Annotated in this window: 13 protein-coding genes; 7 read left to right on the top strand and 6 right to left on the bottom strand. The window is 64.3% G+C overall.

Translation table 11 applies throughout. The features are described from left to right. Window positions 1-47 precede the first annotated feature (47 nt). From AWB75_RS15030 to AWB75_RS15005, 6 genes are all read right to left on the bottom strand, one after another. Entirely contained in the window at window positions 48-1,709 is a 1,662-nt protein-coding gene (locus AWB75_RS15030) for a cation acetate symporter (RefSeq protein ID WP_061124866.1), read from the bottom strand. Then, a complete protein-coding gene (locus tag AWB75_RS15025; protein ID WP_061124906.1) occupies window positions 1,706-2,011 on the bottom strand; it encodes a DUF485 domain-containing protein in 306 nt (101 codons plus the stop codon). The genes AWB75_RS15030 and AWB75_RS15025 overlap by 4 nt, the downstream gene beginning before the upstream one ends. Window positions 2,012-2,233: 222 nt before the next feature. Continuing rightward, complete coding sequence (gene eutC / locus AWB75_RS15020) at window positions 2,234-3,001, bottom strand: ethanolamine ammonia-lyase subunit EutC (RefSeq protein WP_061124865.1); 768 nt, start codon at window positions 2,999-3,001, stop codon at window positions 2,234-2,236. Next, a complete protein-coding gene (locus AWB75_RS15015; protein ID WP_061124864.1) occupies window positions 3,001-4,380 on the bottom strand; it encodes an ethanolamine ammonia-lyase subunit EutB in 1,380 nt (459 codons plus the stop codon). The genes eutC and AWB75_RS15015 overlap by 1 nt, the downstream gene beginning before the upstream one ends. Continuing rightward, a complete protein-coding gene (locus AWB75_RS15010; protein WP_061124905.1) occupies window positions 4,377-5,528 on the bottom strand; it encodes a branched-chain amino acid ABC transporter substrate-binding protein in 1,152 nt (383 codons plus the stop codon). The genes AWB75_RS15015 and AWB75_RS15010 overlap by 4 nt, the downstream gene beginning before the upstream one ends. Window positions 5,529-5,539: 11 nt before the next feature. Then, window positions 5,540-6,772, bottom strand: coding sequence for an NAD(P)/FAD-dependent oxidoreductase (locus AWB75_RS15005; RefSeq protein ID WP_061124863.1), 1,233 nt, complete (start codon window positions 6,770-6,772; stop codon window positions 5,540-5,542). 305 nt (window positions 6,773-7,077) lie between these two features. Here AWB75_RS15005 and AWB75_RS15000 point away from each other — a divergent pair, with 305 nt between their 5' ends. The 7 genes from AWB75_RS15000 to AWB75_RS14970 all read left to right on the top strand — a co-directional run bounded on the left by AWB75_RS15000 (window position 7,078) and on the right by AWB75_RS14970 (window position 18,384). After that, a complete protein-coding gene (locus AWB75_RS15000; protein ID WP_061124862.1) occupies window positions 7,078-8,487 on the top strand; it encodes an aminotransferase-like domain-containing protein in 1,410 nt (469 codons plus the stop codon). A gap of 450 nt (window positions 8,488-8,937) precedes the next feature. Continuing rightward, complete coding sequence (locus tag AWB75_RS14995; RefSeq protein ID WP_087086627.1) at window positions 8,938-10,182, top strand: efflux RND transporter periplasmic adaptor subunit; 1,245 nt, start codon at window positions 8,938-8,940, stop codon at window positions 10,180-10,182. Between the two features lie 44 nt (window positions 10,183-10,226). After that, on the top strand, window positions 10,227-13,457 hold the full coding sequence (locus AWB75_RS14990; protein ID WP_061124861.1) for an efflux RND transporter permease subunit: 3,231 nt from the start codon (window positions 10,227-10,229) through the stop codon (window positions 13,455-13,457). A 1-nt stretch (window position 13,458) separates the two neighbouring features. Beyond that, window positions 13,459-14,922, top strand: coding sequence for an efflux transporter outer membrane subunit (locus tag AWB75_RS14985; protein ID WP_061124860.1), 1,464 nt, complete (start codon window positions 13,459-13,461; stop codon window positions 14,920-14,922). Beyond that, window positions 14,919-16,211 carry a paraquat-inducible protein A gene (locus AWB75_RS14980; protein WP_061124859.1) on the top strand — a complete coding sequence of 431 codons (1,293 nt, stop codon included), beginning with the start codon at window positions 14,919-14,921 and terminating at the stop codon, window positions 16,209-16,211. The genes AWB75_RS14985 and AWB75_RS14980 overlap by 4 nt, the downstream gene beginning before the upstream one ends. Continuing rightward, a complete protein-coding gene (locus tag AWB75_RS14975) occupies window positions 16,208-17,809 on the top strand; it encodes a PqiB family protein (protein ID WP_061124858.1) in 1,602 nt (533 codons plus the stop codon). The genes AWB75_RS14980 and AWB75_RS14975 overlap by 4 nt, the downstream gene beginning before the upstream one ends. After that, on the top strand, window positions 17,809-18,384 hold the full coding sequence (locus tag AWB75_RS14970; protein WP_061124857.1) for a PqiC family protein: 576 nt from the start codon (window positions 17,809-17,811) through the stop codon (window positions 18,382-18,384). The genes AWB75_RS14975 and AWB75_RS14970 overlap by 1 nt, the downstream gene beginning before the upstream one ends. The last annotated feature ends 8 nt before the right edge of the window (window positions 18,385-18,392 follow it).

Below are 18,392 nucleotides of genomic sequence, written 5' to 3'. Positions count from 1 at the left end.
AGGCGATGGTCCGGCGGCGCCGCGCGCGCAACGCCGCCGCCTTCATGTCAATGACTCGCGCCCTCCACCGCGCCGATGCCCGTTTCCGAGCGCACGGTCTGCGCCTCGAAACCGGCCTTGTCGATGCGCGCGCGCGCCGATTTGTCGGTCACCGAGAAGAGCCAGATGCCGAGGAAGCCGATGGCCATCGAAAACAGCGCGGGCGATGCATACGGGAACGGCGCACTCGCGTAGTGGAACACGTCGACCCACACGGCCTTCGACAGCACCGTCATCACGACCGCCGAAAGCAGGCCGAGAAAACCGCCGACCGCCGCGCCGCGCGTCGTGCACCCGCGCCACAGCACGGACATGAAGAGCACCGGGAAATTGGCCGATGCGGCCACTGCGAAGGCAAGCGACACCATGAACGCGATGTTCTGCTTCTCGAACACGATGCCGAGCACGACCGCGACGATGCCGAGCACGATCGTCGTCACGCGGGACACCTTCAGTTCGCTCTTGCTCGACGCCTTGCCCTTCTTGAACACGGTCGCGTACAGATCGTGCGACACCGCCGACGCGCCCGCGAGCGTGAGACCCGCGACGACCGCGAGAATCGTGGCGAACGCAACCGCCGAGATGAAGCCGAGGAACACGTTGCCGCCGACCGCGCTCGCGAGATGCACCGCCGCCATGTTCGTGCCGCCGAGCAGCTTGCCGCTTGCGTCCTTGAAGACCGGGTTGGTGCTCACCAGCACGATCGCGCCGAAGCCGATGATGAACGTGAGAATGTAGAAGTAGCCGATCCACGTCGTCGCCCAGAACACCGACTTGCGCGCTTCCTTCGCGTTGGGCACCGTGAAAAAGCGCATCAGGATGTGCGGCAGGCCAGCCGTGCCGAACATCAGCGCGATGCCGAAGGAGATCGCCGAGATCGGGTCCTTGATGAAGTTGCCCGGACCCATGATCGACGCCTTCTTCTCGTGCACGTCGACGGCTTTCGCAAAGAGCGCCTCGGGGCTGAAGTGGAACTGCCACAGCACCATGAACGCCATGAACGAAGCGCCCGCGAGCAGCAGGCACGCCTTGATGATCTGCACCCACGTCGTCGCGGTCATGCCGCCGAAGAGCACGTACACCATCATCAGCGCGCCGACGATCACCACCGCGATCCAGTATTCGAGGCCGAACAGGAGCTTGATGAGCTGGCCCGCGCCGACCATCTGTGCGATCAGATAGAACGCCACGACGACGAGCGTGCCCGACGCCGCGAACGCGCGGATCGGTGTCTGCTTGAAGCGGTACGCGGCGACATCGGCGAAGGTGAAGCGGCCGAGATTGCGCAGGCGCTCCGCCATCAGGAACGTGATGATGGGCCAGCCGACGAGAAAGCCGATCGAATAGATCAGGCCGTCATAGCCGTTGCTATAGACCGCCGCGGAAATGCCGAGAAACGAGGCCGCCGACATGAAGTCGCCCGCGATCGCGAGACCGTTCTGAAAACCGGTGATGCCGCCGCCCGCCGTATAGAACTCCGCGGCAGAGCGCGTCTTCTTTGCCGCCCATTTGGTGATGAAGAGCGTCGCGATCACGAACGCGATGAACATGCAGATCGCCGTCCAGTTGGTCGGCTGCTTGACGGCCTGACCGAGATCGCCGCCCGCTGCAAAAGCGCTGGCGGAAGCCGCGAAAAGCGCGCCCCCCGCGAGAAAACGTTGCGCCTTCATGCGGCCTCCCGCTTGATCTTGTCGGTGAGTTCGTCGTACGTGCTGTTCGCATGCCGCACGTAGAGACCGGTGATGACGACCGTGAAGACGATCACGAAGAGGCCGATCGGCATGCCCCAGGTCATCACGCCCGAACCGATCTTCGCGGCGAGCAGCTCCTTGTCGAATGCAATCAGCAGCACGTAGCCGTAGTACACGATCAATACGAGCGCCGTCAGCGTCCAGCCGAGCTTCGAGCGCTTGCGCACGAGTTCGCCATACGTGGCGCTCGATCTGATTTTTTCCACGATCCTGAGATCCATTTCCGTCTCCTGCATGAAGGTCTTTTCTCTGCGTGCGAAGGCGCCCGTCCGCGCAAGCGCGAGCGTTCGGCGAACCATAGAATTAAGGGAAATCCCCGAGCGGGGACATCATGCAATGCTGTCGCGCATGCGATGCGCTGGAGACTAAGGTAAGAGCGTCCGCTTACCCGTTTCTTACGTGATGCGTTTTATTGTGGCGGGGTTTACGCGAAGCATCGAAGGCTATTCGTTCGATAGCCGATCGGTCGTTCGCTGTGCAATGGCCATCGCGCTGTCGTCTTTGAGGCCGATGCCGGTCAGCTTGCGCACGCGCGCTTCGTTCAGCAGATAAGCCAGCTTGAACGCGGCCGCGTCGTAAGCGAGTCCTTCAGGCCGCACGTTGGATATGCAATTGCGCTCGGCATCGCTGCGGCCTTGCAGGGGATCGTACGTGACATACACGCCGAGACTCGCTGGCGAGCTGAGGCCCGGCCTTTCGCCGATCAGCACCGCCACCATGCGCGCCTTCAGTATCGCGCCGATGCCATCGCCGAGCGCGACGCGCGCCTGCGTTGCCACGACGACGGGACCGATGCGCCATCCATCGAGCCGCGCGATCGTCCTGTCGATGAGCGGCAGCGCGTGCGTGGCTGCGGCATTCGAAGACAAACCATCGGCGATGACGAACACGAGGTCCGCGCCCTTCGCATGCGCTTCGAGGCGCGTCGCGCTGTCCTCGCTCAATCTGCGGCCGAGATCGGGACGCCGCAAATAGACATCGCGCGCGCTCGCCGCGCTCTCCACCGCGACGCTCGCATAGCCCTTCGATGTCAACTCGCCGCGCAACGCATCGACATCGAGCGGCCGATGAACCGCATCGCGCGCCTGTGCATGCGCGAGCGTGAACGCGAGCAGCGGCCCGGTCGGGACGCTGCTGCCCGCCCGTCCGAGCGCGATGCGCGCATCGGTGAAGCGGCGCAGCGCTTCCCATCTATTCGGGTTCACGCTCATCACACCCTCATCCAGTCGATGAGCGCGGGCCATTGGGCCTGCTCCTGAAGCACGCCTTGCGCATTCGTGATCTGGATGGCGCGCAACCATGCTTCGAACTCCGGTGCGCGCTTCAATCCAAGCACTTCGCGCACATATAGCGCATCGTGAAAAGACGTGCTCTGATAGTTCAGCATCACATCGTCGGCGCCGGGCACGCCCATGATGAAGTTCACGTTCGCCGCGCCGAGCAGCGTCAGCAGGTTATCCATGTCGTCCTGATCGGCTTGCGCGTGATTCGTGTAGCAAACGTCGCAACCCATCGGCACGCCGAGCAGCTTCGCGCAGAAATGATCTTCGAGACCGGCGCGAATGATCTGCTTCCCGTCGTAGAGATATTCCGGGCCGATGAAACCGACAACCGTATTCACGAGAAACGGATCGAACTTGCGCGCGACCGCATAGGCGCGCGCCTCGCAAGTCTGCTGATCGACGCCGTGGTGCGCATTCGCCGACAACGCGCTGCCCTGCCCCGTTTCGAAGTACATGAGGTTGTCGCCGATGGTCCCGCGCTTCAGCGACAAGCCCGCTTCATACGCTTCCTGCAACAGCGCGAGCGATATGCCGAACGACGCATTCGCGCGCTCCGTGCCCGCAATCGACTGAAACACGAGATCGACCGGCGCGCCTTGCTCCATCGCCGCGAGCGTGTTCGTCACGTGCGTGAGCACGCAGGTTTGCGTCGGCACGTCGTAGCGCTCGCGGAACGCGTCCATCATCGCGAGCAGCTTGCCGATGGCTTGCGGCGAGTCCGACGCGGGATTGATGCCGATCATCGCGTCGCCGCAGCCGTACATCAGGCCATCGATCATCGATGCGGCGATGCCCTGCACATCGTCCGTCGGATGATTCGGCTGCAGACGCACCGACATACGTCCCGGCAAGCCCACGGTGTTCCGAAAGCGCGTGACGACCGGGCGCTTCTTCGCGGCAAGGATGAGATCCTGATTGCGCATCAGCTTCGATACGGCCGCGACCATCTCGGGCGTCAAGCCTTTCGATACCGCGACGAGCGCCGCGGTATCGGTCGAATCCGCGAGCAGCCACTCGCGGAACTCGCCGACCGTGAGATGCGACACGGCGGCGAATGCGTCCTTAGAATGCTCGTCGATGATGAGGCGCGTGACTTCGTCGTCTTCATAAGCGATCAGCGCTTCTTCGAGAAACGCGCGAAGCGGCACGGCGGCCAGCGCCATTTTCGCCACCGCGCGCTCTTCTTCGGTCGCGGCGGCGACGCCCGCGAGTTCGTCGCCCGAACGCTTCGGGCTCGCTTTCGCAAGCAGCGTTTTCAGATCGTCGAAGCGATACGTGCGAACGCCGATGCTTTCCGTGTAACTCATACGCCGCTTCCGCCCACCGTTCTCAGGCTCTTCCATTGCCCCTGTTCCACCTGAAAGAGCGTATAAGGCGGCTTGATCAGATCGCCGTACGGATCGAACGATATCTTGCCCGTTACGCCCGTCACGTCGACCTTCGCGAGCGCCTCCACGATCTTGCCGCGATCGAGCGAGTTCGCGTCGTGGATCGCCTTGATCATAGCGAGCGTGGCATCGTAGGCAAAGGGTGCATACAGTTCGACATCCTGATTGAATCGGGCCTTGTAGCGCTTGCCGAACTCCTGCGCGGAAGGCAGCTTGTCGAGCGCGGGGCCGGGCTCGAGATCCTGCGTGCCGTTGCCCGACGTGCCCGCGATCTTCAGGAACGCATTGCTCTTCAACGCGCCCGCGCCGAAGAGTTGCGTCGTCATGCCGAGCGAACGCATCTGCTTGACGAGCATCGCGCCTTGTTCGTCGAGCCCGCCGAAAAAGAGCAGATCGACATTCTGGCTTTTCATGGTCGTGAGGATCGCGCGGAAATCCACGGCCTTGTCGTTCGTGTATTCACGCGCGACGACCTTGCCGTTCGCTTCCTTCACGCCTTTCTCGAACGCATCGGCGAGACCTTGTCCGAAGGCCGTGCGATCGTCGATGATGCCGATACGCTTCGGCTTCATCTGATCGACGACGAAGCGCCCCGCGACCACGCCGCCCACACCGTCATGGCCCATCGTGCGGAACACGTTCTTGAAGCCCTGCTTCGTGAGTTGCGGATTCGTCGAGCCAGGCGTGATCATCGCGACATTCGCCTGGTGATACACGGCGGAGGCCGGGATGCTGCAACCCGAGTTGTAATGCCCGATCACGCCGACGACGCCGCTATCCACCGCTTTCTGCGCGACCTGGATCGCCGTGCGCGGGTCGGCCTGATCGTCGTAGACCTCGAGCTCGAACTTGACGGGCTTGCCGCCCACGGTCGGATGCTTCGCGTTCTCTTCGTCGATGGCGAGTTGCGCGCCGTACTGCAAGTCCTTGCCGACACGCGCGACCGGCCCCGTCAACGGTCCGACGAATGCGATCCTGACGACTTCCGGATCGGCGGCCCACGACATCGGCAGATACGCGGCAAGCACGGCTGCGGTGATGCCTGAAAGAATGATGCGGCGGTTCATGTTCATGCTCCTCATTGAAAACGCGACGCGCGATAACTCGCGAGATCGAGCGGCGGTGCGCGCCGCGCGATTAGATCGGCCACGATGCGCCCGCTCACGCCCGCGAGCGTCAAACCAAGGTGCTGATGCCCGAACGCGTAGATCACCCGCTCACTCGCCTTCGATGCGCCGATCACCGGCACGCCATCGGGCAGCGTGGGGCGAAAGCCAAGCCATTCGCGATCGGGTGCGCCGAGCGCGGGCAACGCGCGCTTCGACGACACCGTGACGAGATCGAGCAGTGCGCGATTGCGCTCTTCGGTAAAGCCCGCAAGCTCGACCGTGCCCGCGACGCGAATGCCGTCGCTCATCGGCGTCATGTAGAAGCCGCGTTCCGCCCAGCCGCACGGCCGCGAGATCAAATGCGATGCCGAGGCGTAGCGCACGTGATAGCCGCGTTCGGTATCGAGCGGAACGTCGTCGCCACATTGATGCGCGAACTCGCGCGAACGCGCGCCGGTTGCCAGCACCACATGATCGAAGCGACGCGCATCGCCGTTCGTGCGCAATGACACGCCTTGCGCGCCCGGTTCGATCGCATCGACTTTCACGCGTTCGAGCTTCGCGCCGCGCGCCGCCAGCCGTTCGTATAACGCATGAAGAAAGCCGGCCGGATCGCTGAAATGCCAGCTATCGCGAAACAGCACGCCGCGCTCGAAGATCGGCGCGAGCTGCGGCTCCAGTTCGCGGATCGCGCCGCTATCGAGCACGTCGAAGCCGACGCCGAGTCGTTCGCGCAGTGCGAGCGAATCGCGCGATGCATCGAACGAAGCGGCGTTCGAATACAGATACAGACATTCGCGCGGCCGGATGAAGCTTTGCAATCCGTCATCGGAGAAGAGCGGCGCATAACCTTCCTGCGCACGCGATAACAGCGCGGCCAAAGCCTTCGCGCTCGCTTCGTAGTTCGCGCGCCGCGAGCTCATCAGAAAGCGCGCGAGCCACGGCGCGAGCTGCGGCAGATAGCTCCAGCGCAATCTGAACGGGCTGTCGCCCGAGAGCAGAAAGCGCGGAATATCGCGGAACACGGATGGATTGTTCACCGGCACGCATCCATACGGCGCGAACGTGCCCGCATTGCCGAACGACGCGCCCTGCGCCACGCCCGACGGATCGAACAACGTGACCGCGTGACCGTCGCGCATGAGCCAGGCCGCGCTCGCCATGCCGATGAAACCCGCGCCGATGATCGCCACATTCGACATCAGTCATGCCCCTTTCATGCAAGCCGGTTTTCGCGAGGCTCGCGAACAAAGAGCGGATGAATCGGAAGCACGGCCGACGCAAAATCAGACGCACACCAGACAAACTCTGAATCTAGAATCACACAAGAATTTTTTGTGTGCAATTAAAAGTGTCATTGTGTGGCCCCGGGATTTTCCCTAAGTCGGCGCTGGAGCGCGTCTTGCATAGCCCAAGCAAGCCTTGCACGACGCCGACTCTGAGTTAGAATCGGCAAACTTCCGCACAAATCGCGGACAAAGCATGCTTTGTATGGAGACAGAGTTTCATGGCTTCTGACAAGGATCGGACGCTGGCCGCAAATGGCGACGCCGACGGCGCGACGAAGCGATCGACGTATATCGAGGTGTCCAGCTCCATCGAAAAGGAGATTCGCAGCGGCATCTATCCGCCCGGCAGCCGTTTGCCGCCGCAGCGGCAACTGGCGAGCGAACTGGGCATCAACGTGTCAACGGTTTCGCGCGCGTACAAGGAACTGCAGTTGCGCGGCCTCGTGATCGGCAGCAAGCGGCGCGGCTCGCTCGTGACCGGCGGCGCGATGCCGAGCGTCGAAACGCCGCCCGCGAGCGCGGGCAGCAACGTCATCGATCTGACCGTGAACCGGCCCGCCACCGGCGAATATCTCAAGTGCCTCGCGCGCACGATGGCCGAGCTGCCGCGCGATCCGCGCTTCGCGCAATTGCAGGAATATCAGCCGCCGCAAGGGCCGTCGTGGGCGCGCGCGGCGGGAGCGCGCTGGATGAGCGCGCCGGGCTTCGCGCCGACCGCCGATCAGGTCGTCGTCACGAGCGGCGCGCAGCATGGGCTGTATGCGGTGCTCAACAGTCTGATCGGCACGGATGGCGTGATCCTCGCGGACCAGCTCACGTACTACGGGCTGAAGGCGCTCGCGCCCGTGTTCCAGTTCGAGATCGTGGGCATTCCGAGCGATCGCGACGGCCTGCTCGTCGAAGAGATCGAGCGCGTGTGCAAGCGCGTGCCCGTGAAGGCCATTTTCACGGTGCCGAATCTGCAGAATCCCACGGTCACGACGATGAGCCTCGAGCGGCGCATGGCGCTCGTCGCGGTGGCGCGCCGGCATGGCGTGGCGATCATCGAGGACGATGTCTACGGCCCGCTCGTCGCGCAGCGTCTGCCGACGATCGCGAGCCTCTGTCCCGAGCTGACGTTTCATATCGCGGCGACTTCGAAGATCCTCGCGCCCGGCTTGCGGCTCGGCTATCTGTCGAGCCCGCAGGACACGGCCGCGCTTTGTGCGGAGGCCGTGCGCACGACGGCATGGATGCCCGCGCCGCTGTCCATGCTGATCGCGGCCGTCTGGATGGAAGACGGCACCGCGCAGCACATCATGAATGCGCAGCAGGCGGAGATTCGCGCGCGGCACGATCTCGCGCGCGAGCTGTTGCCGCAGGAGTTTTTGCAGTCCGATCCCGCATGCATGTTCGTGTGGCTGAAGCTTCCACTGCCGTGGCGCGCGGACGATTTCGCGGCAAACGCGAAGGCGCGCGGCGTGGTGGTGATGCCGTCGTCGGCGTTTGCCGTGGACAGATCGGAAATCGAGCATGGCGTGCGGATCAATCTCGCTTGTGCGGAAAGCCGCGATCAACTCGTCAGCGGATTGAGGATGCTGGCGGGCACGTTGAAGGATCGGCCGCGGGCCTTGTTCGGGCATTTATGATGTGGACGGCTGATCGCTTCGGGCCGATCAGCCGCGCATGACGAATCCGAAACCATCTAGATTCGCCTTCATCGTTTCACGAATCGAAACGATGAATCTGCGCACTCATAAGCCATCCATACCTTTGCGGCAGTTCAGCAATTGCTGCGCATTCCGTCCCGGCGTTCAGTAGAAATGGCATTAAACGCTATGGCGTTTTCAGCCGAGTTCGGCTATTAGTAGTTTCGTCACGCACGTCACGTCGAAGCGACTGCGAAGCATGAGCAGCTCTCTCGTTAGAAATCGACCGTCAAAACCGGAGGCAGCTACGACAGATCAAAAGCATCAGGCTCGCGCTCTTCGCGCTCGTTGACATCGTCGAAGTCCTGTCCCGCGCGAGCATGTCGTGGCGAGGCGCCCTGCACGCGCGCTCGCTCTTCAACGATCGGCCATCCCAAGAGGGAGGCGCCTATGGCGTTCGTGTCGGAACAGATGCTGGACTGCTGCTCGTTCGCTCATCCGTCGCGCTCGATGCGCGCACTGCGCTTCATCGCAGCGGCCGCGATCGCGTCGCTCTCGCTCGCCGCGTGCAAGAAGCCGCCTCCCGAAGCGGCGAAGCCACCGGTCGATGTCACCGTGGTGACCGTCGCCGCGCAATCCACGCCCGTCGATTTCGAATTCACCGCGCAGACACAAAGCTCGCGCGAAGTGGAAATCCGCGCGCGCGTCGACGGCTTTCTGGAAAAGCGCATGTACACCGAAGGCGCGCTCGTTCCGGCGGGCCAGATCATGTTCATCATGGACAAGCGCCCGTTCGAGGCCGCGCTGCAGACCGCGAAGGGCTCACTCGCGCAACAGCAGGCGCGGCTCCTCGTCACGCAGCAGAACCTTGCGCGCGTGAAGCCGCTCGCCGCGATGAACGCGTTGAGCAAGAAGGATCTCGACGACGCCATCGGCAACGAAAAGAGCGCCGAGGCCGCCGTCATCGCGGCGAAAGGCGAAGTGCAGACCGCCGAGCTGAATCTCAGCTACACGACCATCCGTTCGCCGTTGAAAGGGCTGTCGAGCTTCGCGCGCGTGCAGGAAGGCAGTTACGTGACGCCGACACAATCGGGCCTGCTCACCTACGTGTATCAGCTCGACCCGATGTGGGTGAACTTCAGCATCTCGGAGAACGAATTGCTGGGCTATCGCGAGCAGATTCAGAAAGGCCAGTTGAAGTTTCCGCCCGAGAACAAGTTCGACGTGACCGTCATCCAGGCCGATGGCTCGGTCTATCCGCAGACCGGCCACATCGACTTCACGAATCCCGCATTCAGCACGGAGACCGGCACGTTTCTCGTGCGCGCGGTGTTCGCGAATCCGCAGGGCACGCTGCGCCCCGGCCAGTTCGTGAAAGCGCGCGTCGCGGGCGCGATCCGGCCCAACGCGATTCTGCTGCCGCAGCGCGCCGTCCTGCAGGGCGCGAAGAGCCATTTCGTCTGGGTGCTGGATCAGCAGTCGAAGGCGCATCAGCGCGTCGTCGAAGTAGGCGAATGGCACGGCGACAACTGGTTCATCACGAGCGGGCTGCAAGCGGGCGAACGCGTGGTCGTCGATGGCGCGATCCGTGTCGGTGCGGATTCGAATGTCCGGGTCGTCGATAAACCCGCATCGGGCGCGCAGGAGGCGTCGCTCGGCGAGACGAAGAACGCGAGCGGCGGGACCGAAAAGTGAGCTGATCCAACGAGCATCGGCATAAAGTCGCGCGGAAGAGGCCAATGAACATTTCACATTTCTGCATCGACCGTCCGATTTTCGCCTCGGTCATTTCGATCATCATCACGCTGGGCGGCGCGCTGACGATGCTCGCGCTGCCCACCGCCCAATACCCCGACATCACGCCGCCGCAGATCACCATCTCCGCGACCTATCCCGGCGCGAGCGCGGATGTCGTCGCGAACAACGTGGCCGCGCCGATCGAGCAGCAGGTCAACGGCGCGGACAACATGATCTACATGAGCTCGTCGAGTTCGTCGACGGGCAATCTCACGATCAACGCGTACTTCGAGATCGGCACGAACCCGGAGCTCGCTCAGGTCGACGTGCAGAACCGCGTGAATCTCGCGCTGCCGCAACTGCCGCAGTCGGTGACGGCGCAGGGCGTGCAGGTGCAGAAGAAGTCGCAGGCGTTCATGATGGTGATCTCCATCTATTCGCCCGACGAACGCTACGACGCGACCTATATCGCGAACTACGCGAACGTGTATGTCCTCGACGCGCTCAAGCGCATACCCGGCGCGAACCAGTCGGCGATCTTCGGCACGCCCGATTACGCGATGCGCATCTGGCTCAAGCCCGACCGCATGGCGCAGCTCGGCATCACGGCCTCCGACGTGCAGCGCGCGGTCGCCAACCAGAACCAGCAGTTCGCGGTCGGCCGCCTCGGGCAGTCGCCGACGGGCGCGCCCGTCGAGCAGTCGTTCGCGGTGACGACGACGGGCCGCCTCACGGAGCCGTCGGAGTTCGAGAACATCATCATCCGCGCGCAGTCGGGCGGCGCCGCGATCGTGCGTCTGCGAGACGTCGGGCGCGCCCAGCTCGGCCAGAAGGATTATTCGATCCGCAGCCGCTTCCAGGGCAAATCGGCGACGGTGATCGCGGTGTATCAGCAGCCTGGCGCCAACGCGCTCGACGTGTCGAAGCAGGTGCGCGCGACGCTCGCCGAGATGAAAAAGACCTTCCCGCAAGGCATCGACTACGAAATCGCGATGGACACGACGGAGTTCACGCGCGCGTCCATCTCCGACGTGGTGCACACGTTCTTCGAAGCGGTCGTGCTGGTGGTGATCGTCGTGTTCGTGTTCCTGCAAAGCCTGCGCGCGACGCTGATTCCGGTGATCGCGGTGCCGGTGTCGATCGTCGGCACGTTCATGGGCATGGAAGCGCTCGGCTTCTCCATCAACATGCTGACGCTGTTCGGCATGGTGCTCGCGATCGGGATTGTCGTGGACGATGCGATCGTCGTGATCGAAAACGTCGAGCGCAACATGAACGTGTTCAAGCTCGATCCGAAAACCGCCGCCAAGAAAGCGATGGACGAAGTGGCCGGGCCGGTCGTCGCCATCGTGCTCGTGCTGTGCGCGGTGTTCGTGCCGGTGGCGTTCCTCGGCGGCATCACCGGGCAGATGTACAAGCAGTTCGCCATCACGATTGCGATATCGGTGGTGATTTCGGGCGTCGTCGCGCTGACCTTGTCACCCGCGCTGGCGGCGCTGCTACTGAAACCGGGGCATCACGAGAAGAAAGGCTTCTTCCGCTGGTTCGACAACCAGTTCGCGCGCATGACGCGCGGCTACACGCGCATGGTGCGGCTCATCATCAAGCGCTTCGTGATCGCGTTGCTGCTTTTCGTCGGCATGATCGCGCTCGCCGTCGTGATGATGAAGGACATACCCACCGCGTTCCTGCCGCCGGAAGATCAGGGCTATCTGCTCGGCGCGGTGATCATGCCCGATGCCGCATCGCTCGACCGCACGGGCGCGGTGTCCGACCGCGTCACGGAGTACTTCATGAAGCAGCCGGCCGTGGGCAGCATCACGACCGTCGACGGCTTCAGCCTTCTCGACAGCCAGAACAAGAACAATGCATCGACCTTCTTCGTGGGTTTCAAGAGTTTCGACGAACGCTACAAGTCAGCGAATATCCGCACGCAGAACGCGCGCGCGGTGCTGATCGACGCTTACAAGCATCTGTCGCAGATCAGGCAGGGCATCGTCATACCGCTGAATCCGCCGTCGATTCCGGGCCTCGGCACGACCGGCGGCACCGAAATGTGGATTCAGAGCAAGGGCGATGCGACCATCGGACAGTTCGCGGCGATCGTCGACGATTTCGTCGCCAAGGCGAAGGCGCGGCCGGAGCTGACGGGCGTGACGTCGACGTTCAACGCGTCGTCGCAGCAACTGCTCGCCAATGTCGACCGCGACAAGGCGGAAACACTCGGCGTGCCCGTCGAGGACGTCTACAGCGCAATGCAGACGATGTTCGGCTCGCTGTACGTGTCGCAGTTCAACCGGTCGAGCCGGCTGTGGCAGGTCATTCTTCAGGCAGAGCCTGAATACCGGCTGAAGCCGACCGACCTCACGCAGATCTTTGTGAAGAGCACGAGCGGCCAGATGGTGCCGCTCAAGGCGGTGGTCGACACGCGCTACGTCACCGGACCCGATCTCATCACGCGTTTCAACAACTTCCCGGCGGTGAAGATCACGGCGAATGCCGCGCCGGGCTATGCGTCGGGCGAGGTCATCGGCGCGCTGCAGGATATCGCGAGAGGCCTGCCGACGGACTACGGCATCGGGTGGAGCGGCGAGGCGTACGAGGCGCTGAAGTCGGGCAGCTCGTCGGCGCTCGTGTTCGTTTTCGGCCTGATCATGGTCTTCCTGATCCTCGCCGCGCAATACGAGAAATGGAGCCTGCCGTTCGGCGTGCTGATGGCGGTGCCGTTCGCGATCTTCGGCGCGCTGCTCGCGATCCTGCTGCGCGGCCTCAACAACGACGTGTACTTCCAGATCGGCTTGACGATGCTCGTCGCGCTCGCGGCGAAGAACGCGATTCTCATCTTCGAATTCGCCGTGCTGAATCGCGAACAGGGCAAGTCCGTCCTGGATGCGACGATGACCGCCGCCGAAGAGCGCCTGCGCCCGATCGTGATGACGTCCCTCGCGTTCATCCTCGGCTGCGTGCCGCTCGCGATCGCGACGGGCGCGTCGGCCAACAGCCGGCATTCGATCGGCACGGGCGTGATCGGCGGGATGCTCGGCGCGACGGTCATCGCCGTGTTCTTCATCCCGATGTTCTTCTGGGGCCTCGAAACGATGTCCTCGCGCAAGAAGAAGAACGAGAAGGTCGAAACGAGCGGCGAGACGCACGCCGTCGATGCGCCGCCGCCTCCGCCCGCATCGGGAAGCGGTCCGAACGCCACGCCGTCCGCTCCGGACAAAGGACACTGACATGCGGCGCGCCCGGCTCATCCACACTTTCGCGGGCATGGCGGCCGCGCTGTCGCTCGGCGGCTGCCTGCTCGGCCCGAACTATTCGCGGCAGCCGGTCGAAACGCCGGCAACGTATCGCTTCGCCGCGGCCGATGTCGCCGATACCGCCAACACCGAATGGTGGAAGCAGTTCCAGGACCCGGTGCTCGACGAGTTGATCGCCACCGCCCTCGCCAACAACAAGGACGTGAAGATCGCGGCGGCGCGCGTCGAGCAGTTCATGGGCCAGTTCGTGACGACGCGTTCCGCGCTCTTTCCGCAGATCTCGGCGGGCGCGCAGGCGGCGCGTCAGCGCACGCCGCAGGTGCTGTCGAACGGCTTCGGGCCGGTCTACAACAGCGTCGAGCTGTCCGTCTCGGCGGCGTGGGAAATCGATGTCTTCGGCCGCAACCGGCGCCTCACCGAGGCCGCGCGCGCGAATCTGCTGTCGAGCGAAGAAGGACGGCGCGCGACGGTGCTCTCGCTGGTGGCGTCGGTGGCGTCGTCGTATCTGAATCTGCTCAGCCTCGACAAGCAGCTCGATATCGCCAGGGCAACGACCGAGAGCCGCGCCGAATCGGTGCATGTGTTCACGTTGCGCTTCGAAGGCGGCGAAGTCTCGCAGATGGAACTCGCGCAAAGCCAGTCCGAATACGAAGCCTCGCTGGCGACGATTCCGCAGATCGAAACGCAGATCGCGCAGCAGGAAGACGCGCTGTCGATCCTGCTCGGCGCAAATCCGGGGCCGATCCTGCGCGGCCGCCCGCTCGGCCAGCTCGCGACGCCCGTGATTCCGGCGGGCCTGCCGTCCGATCTTTTGGAGCGCCGGCCCGATCTCCTGCAGGCGGAACAGGATCTGGTCGCGGCGAACGCGCTGATCGGCGCGGCGCGGGCGCTCTACTTCCCGCAGATTTCGCTGACGGGTCTGTTCGGCACGGCGAGCACGGCGTTCTCGTCGCTGTTCACGGGACCGTCGCGCGTGTGGTCGTTCGCGGGCCAGGTCACGCAGCCGATCTTCACGGCGGGCAACATCTCCGGTCAGGTGCAGTCGGCAGAGGCGCAGCAGCAGCAGGCGCTGCTCACGTATCAGAAGGCGATCCAGGTCGCGTTCCAGGAAGTCGACGACGCGCTCATCGCGTCGCAAAAACTGCACGAGCAACTCGAAACGCAAGGCCGCCAGGTCACCGCGCTCTCCACGTATTCGCGCATGGCGCGGGCGCGCTACGAAGGCGGCTACACGAGCTATATCGAAGTGCTCGACGCCGAGCGCAGCCTCTTCAACGCGCAGCTTTCGCAGACGCAGACACAGGCCGCCGCGCTCGTGTCCTTCGTCACGCTGTACAAGGTGATGGGCGGCGGCTGGGTCGTCACCGCGGACAAGATGACGACGCAAACCAGCGACGCCGCGAAGGCCGCGCAGCCGACCCCGCAGGCGGTGCAATGAACACGCCGACATCAAAAGCGGCCGGACCCCAGGCGCGCGCGCTGATCGCGTGCCACGAATGCGATCTGATGCAGCGCGAAAGCGACGTGCCGCCTGGCGGCGTGCTGCGCTGCTGCCGCTGCCGCGCCGTTCTCTACCGGCGCCGCTCGCGCGGCTTCGACCGCTCGCTGGCCTTTGCGCTCGCGGCCTGCGCGCTGTGGGTGATTTCGAACGCGTTTCCGATCGTCGGCCTCGCGGTCAACGGCGATGTCGTCGAGACGACGCTCATGGGCGCGGTGCGCGTGCTCTATCGCGACGGCATGTGGCCGCTCGCCGGCCTCATCTTCATCACGACGGTCCTGATGCCCGCGCTCCAGGCGCTCGGCATGGTGTGGCTGCTTCTGCCGCTGCGGCTGAACCGCTCGCCCTGGCGGGCCGACGCGGCGTTCCACGTGTTGCGGGTCGCGCGCAACTGGGGCATGACCGAAGTGCTGATGCTCGGCCTGCTCGTGGCGGTCGTGAAGCTCGCGCATATCGCGTCGGTGGTGACGGGTCCGGCGCTGTGGTCGCTCGCCGCGCTGATGCTGCTGCTCGTCGCCGCGAACTCCGCCTTCGACGAGCGCGCGATGTGGATGCGCATCGAGAAAGCGCCGCCCGGCATGCCCGCCGACACGCCGCTCGCCGGGCCCACGGCGGCGGCGAGCGGCATCTGCGTGTGCCACGACTGCGGCCTGTGCACCCGCGGCATCGCGCGGCACGGTCATCTGCTCTGCCCGCGCTGCCACGCGCATCTGCACCTGCGCAAGCCCGCGAGCCTGTCGCGCACGTGGGCGTTTCTGATTTCGGCGGCGATTCTCTACGTCCCGGCGAACCTCCTGCCCGTGATGAACACGAGCTCGCTCTTCGGCGCGCAGAAAGACACGATCATGAGCGGCGTCGCGTACCTGTGGCATTCGGGCTCGTGGCCGCTCGCGATCATCGTGTTCATCGCGAGCATCGCCGTGCCGATGCTCAAGATCCTCGCGATCGGCTATCTCGCCACGACCACGAATCTGCATATGACGCAGCAAAGCACGCAGCGCACGCGCATCTACCGCATCGTCGAGCTGGTGGGACGCTGGTCGATGCTCGATATCTACGTGATCGCCGTGCTCGTTGCGCTCGTGCAGTTCAGCGCGATGGCGACGATCGAAGCCGGGCCCGCGTCGATTGCGTTCGGAGCCGTCGTCGTGCTGACGATGTTCGCGGCGATGTCCTTCGATCCGCGCCTCATCTGGGATGCGCCGCCACCTCGTGAAGGAACGCGATGAGCACGCCCGAAGACACGCCCGACGCCGAAGTCGTGCCGAAAAAGCGCTGGCGCATTCCGTGGGTCTGGGTGGTGCCGGCCATCGCCGTGGCGGTCGGCATCTGGCTCGCGGCACAGGCCGTGCTCTCGGCGGGACCGACCGTCACCATCAGCTTCAAGTCCGGCGAAGGGCTCGAAGCGGGCAAGACGAAGATCAAGTTCAAGGACGTCGATATCGGTCTCGTGAAGACCGTGGCGCTCTCGAAGGATTACAAGCGCGTGATCGCCACGGCGGAGCTGACCCGCGACGCGACCAACATGCTCGTCGACGACACGCGCTTCTGGGTCGTGCGGCCGCGCGTGGCGGGCGGCTCGGTGTCGGGCATCAGCACGCTGCTGTCGGGCGCGTATATCGGCATGGATATCGGCCGCACGAAAGAGACGCGGCGCGATTACGTCGGGCTCGAGACGCCGCCGGTCTTCGCGAGCGACGTGCCCGGCCGCCAATTCGTGCTGAAGGCGACGGATCTCGGTTCCGTCGATATTGGCACGCCGGTGTATTTCCGCCGCCTCCAGGTGGGCCAGGTGACGTCGTTCGAACTCGACAAGGACGGCAGCGGCGTGACGCTGCACGTCTTCATCAACGCGCCCTACGACCGCTACGTGAACGCCGATTCGCGCTTCTGGCAGGCGGGCGGCATCGACGTGACGCTCGGCACCGACGGGCTCAAGGTCAACACGCAATCCCTCGTGTCGATCCTGATCGGCGGGCTCGCGTTCGAGACGCCGGCGGTGTCGCTCAGTTGGGCCGAGGCGCCGTCCGACACGACCTTCAAGCTGTTCCCGACGCGCTCCGAAGCGCTGCGCGTGCAGGAGCGCATCGTCGAAACGTACATGTTCAGCTTCCGGGGCTCGGTGCGCGGGCTCGCGGTCGGCGCGCCGGTCGAGTTCCGCGGCATCCAGATAGGCGAAGTGTCGGCGATTTATACGCGCTTCGATCCGGTCACGAAGACCATCAGCATTCCGGTCGAGATCAAGCTTTATCCGGAGCGCTTCACGTCGCGCTTCGCGACCGAGCCGAAAGGCGGGCGCATGGTGCGCGATCCGAAGGCGCTCGCGGATTTACTGGTTTCGCGCGGCTTGCGCGGGCAATTGCGCACGGGCAGCCTGCTGACGGGGCAGCTCTATGTGTCGCTCGATTTCTTCCCGAATGCGAAGAAGGCGAGCATCGACTGGAACCGCACGCCGCCCGAAATGCCGACCACGCCGAGCGGTCTTGATTCGTTGCAGGATTCGGTCAACCGCATCATGACGCGCATCGACAAGCTGCCGATCGAGGAACTCACCGCGAGCGCGCGGCAGACGCTCAATAGCACGACCGCGCTGATGCAGGGCCTCAACACGCAGGTTGTGCCGCAAGCCGCGACGACGCTTGCCGCCGCGCGCTCCGCGCTCGATGCCGCGCATTCGACGCTGATGCCGGATTCCGGCTTGCAGCAGGACACGGCCGAAGCGATCCGCGAACTGACGCGCACCGCCGTATCGTTCCGCAGTCTCGCGGATTATCTGCAGCAGCATCCGGAAGCGTTGCTGCGCGGCAAGCCGGAGGACAAGAAGTGATGCGGCCCGCTCTCGTTCTCTTTCTCTTCGTCTTGCTCGCCGGATGCGCGTCGCCGAGCGCGAGCTTTTATCGCTTGAGCGCCGATCCGACGCTCACCGCGGTGGCCACGCGTGCTACTACGCGGCCCGTGATCGTCGGGCCGGTGACGGTGCCCGATCTCGTCGATCGTCCGCAGATCGTCACGCGCAATACGAACAACGAAGTCTCGCTCAATGAGTACGCGCGCTGGGGCGAGCCGCTCAAGAGCAGTATCGCGGATGCCATCGCTGCGGATCTTTCTTTATTGCTCGGCTCCGATCGCGTGGCGCCCGCATCGCGCGCGATCGCCGATCCGGATGCGTGGCGCGTGCGCGTCGATATCCAGCAGTTCGAATCCGTTCCCGGCGATGCCGTCGCGATTGACGCGCAATGGACCGTGCGGCGGTTTGGTGACGACAATGTGATCAGCGGGCGATCGAAGGTGCGCGAAGCGGTAGGCGGGGCTGACTATGATGCGCTCGTGGCTGCGCATAGTCGTGCGCTCGCGGGTGTGAGTCGGGAGATTGCGGCGGCGATGGGGCGTGGGGGGTTTTAGGCGTTATC

Source organism: Caballeronia catudaia (assembly GCF_001544755.2).
Classification (GTDB): domain Bacteria; phylum Pseudomonadota; class Gammaproteobacteria; order Burkholderiales; family Burkholderiaceae; genus Caballeronia; species Caballeronia catudaia.
This window is presented reverse-complemented; position numbering and strand designations above follow the sequence as displayed.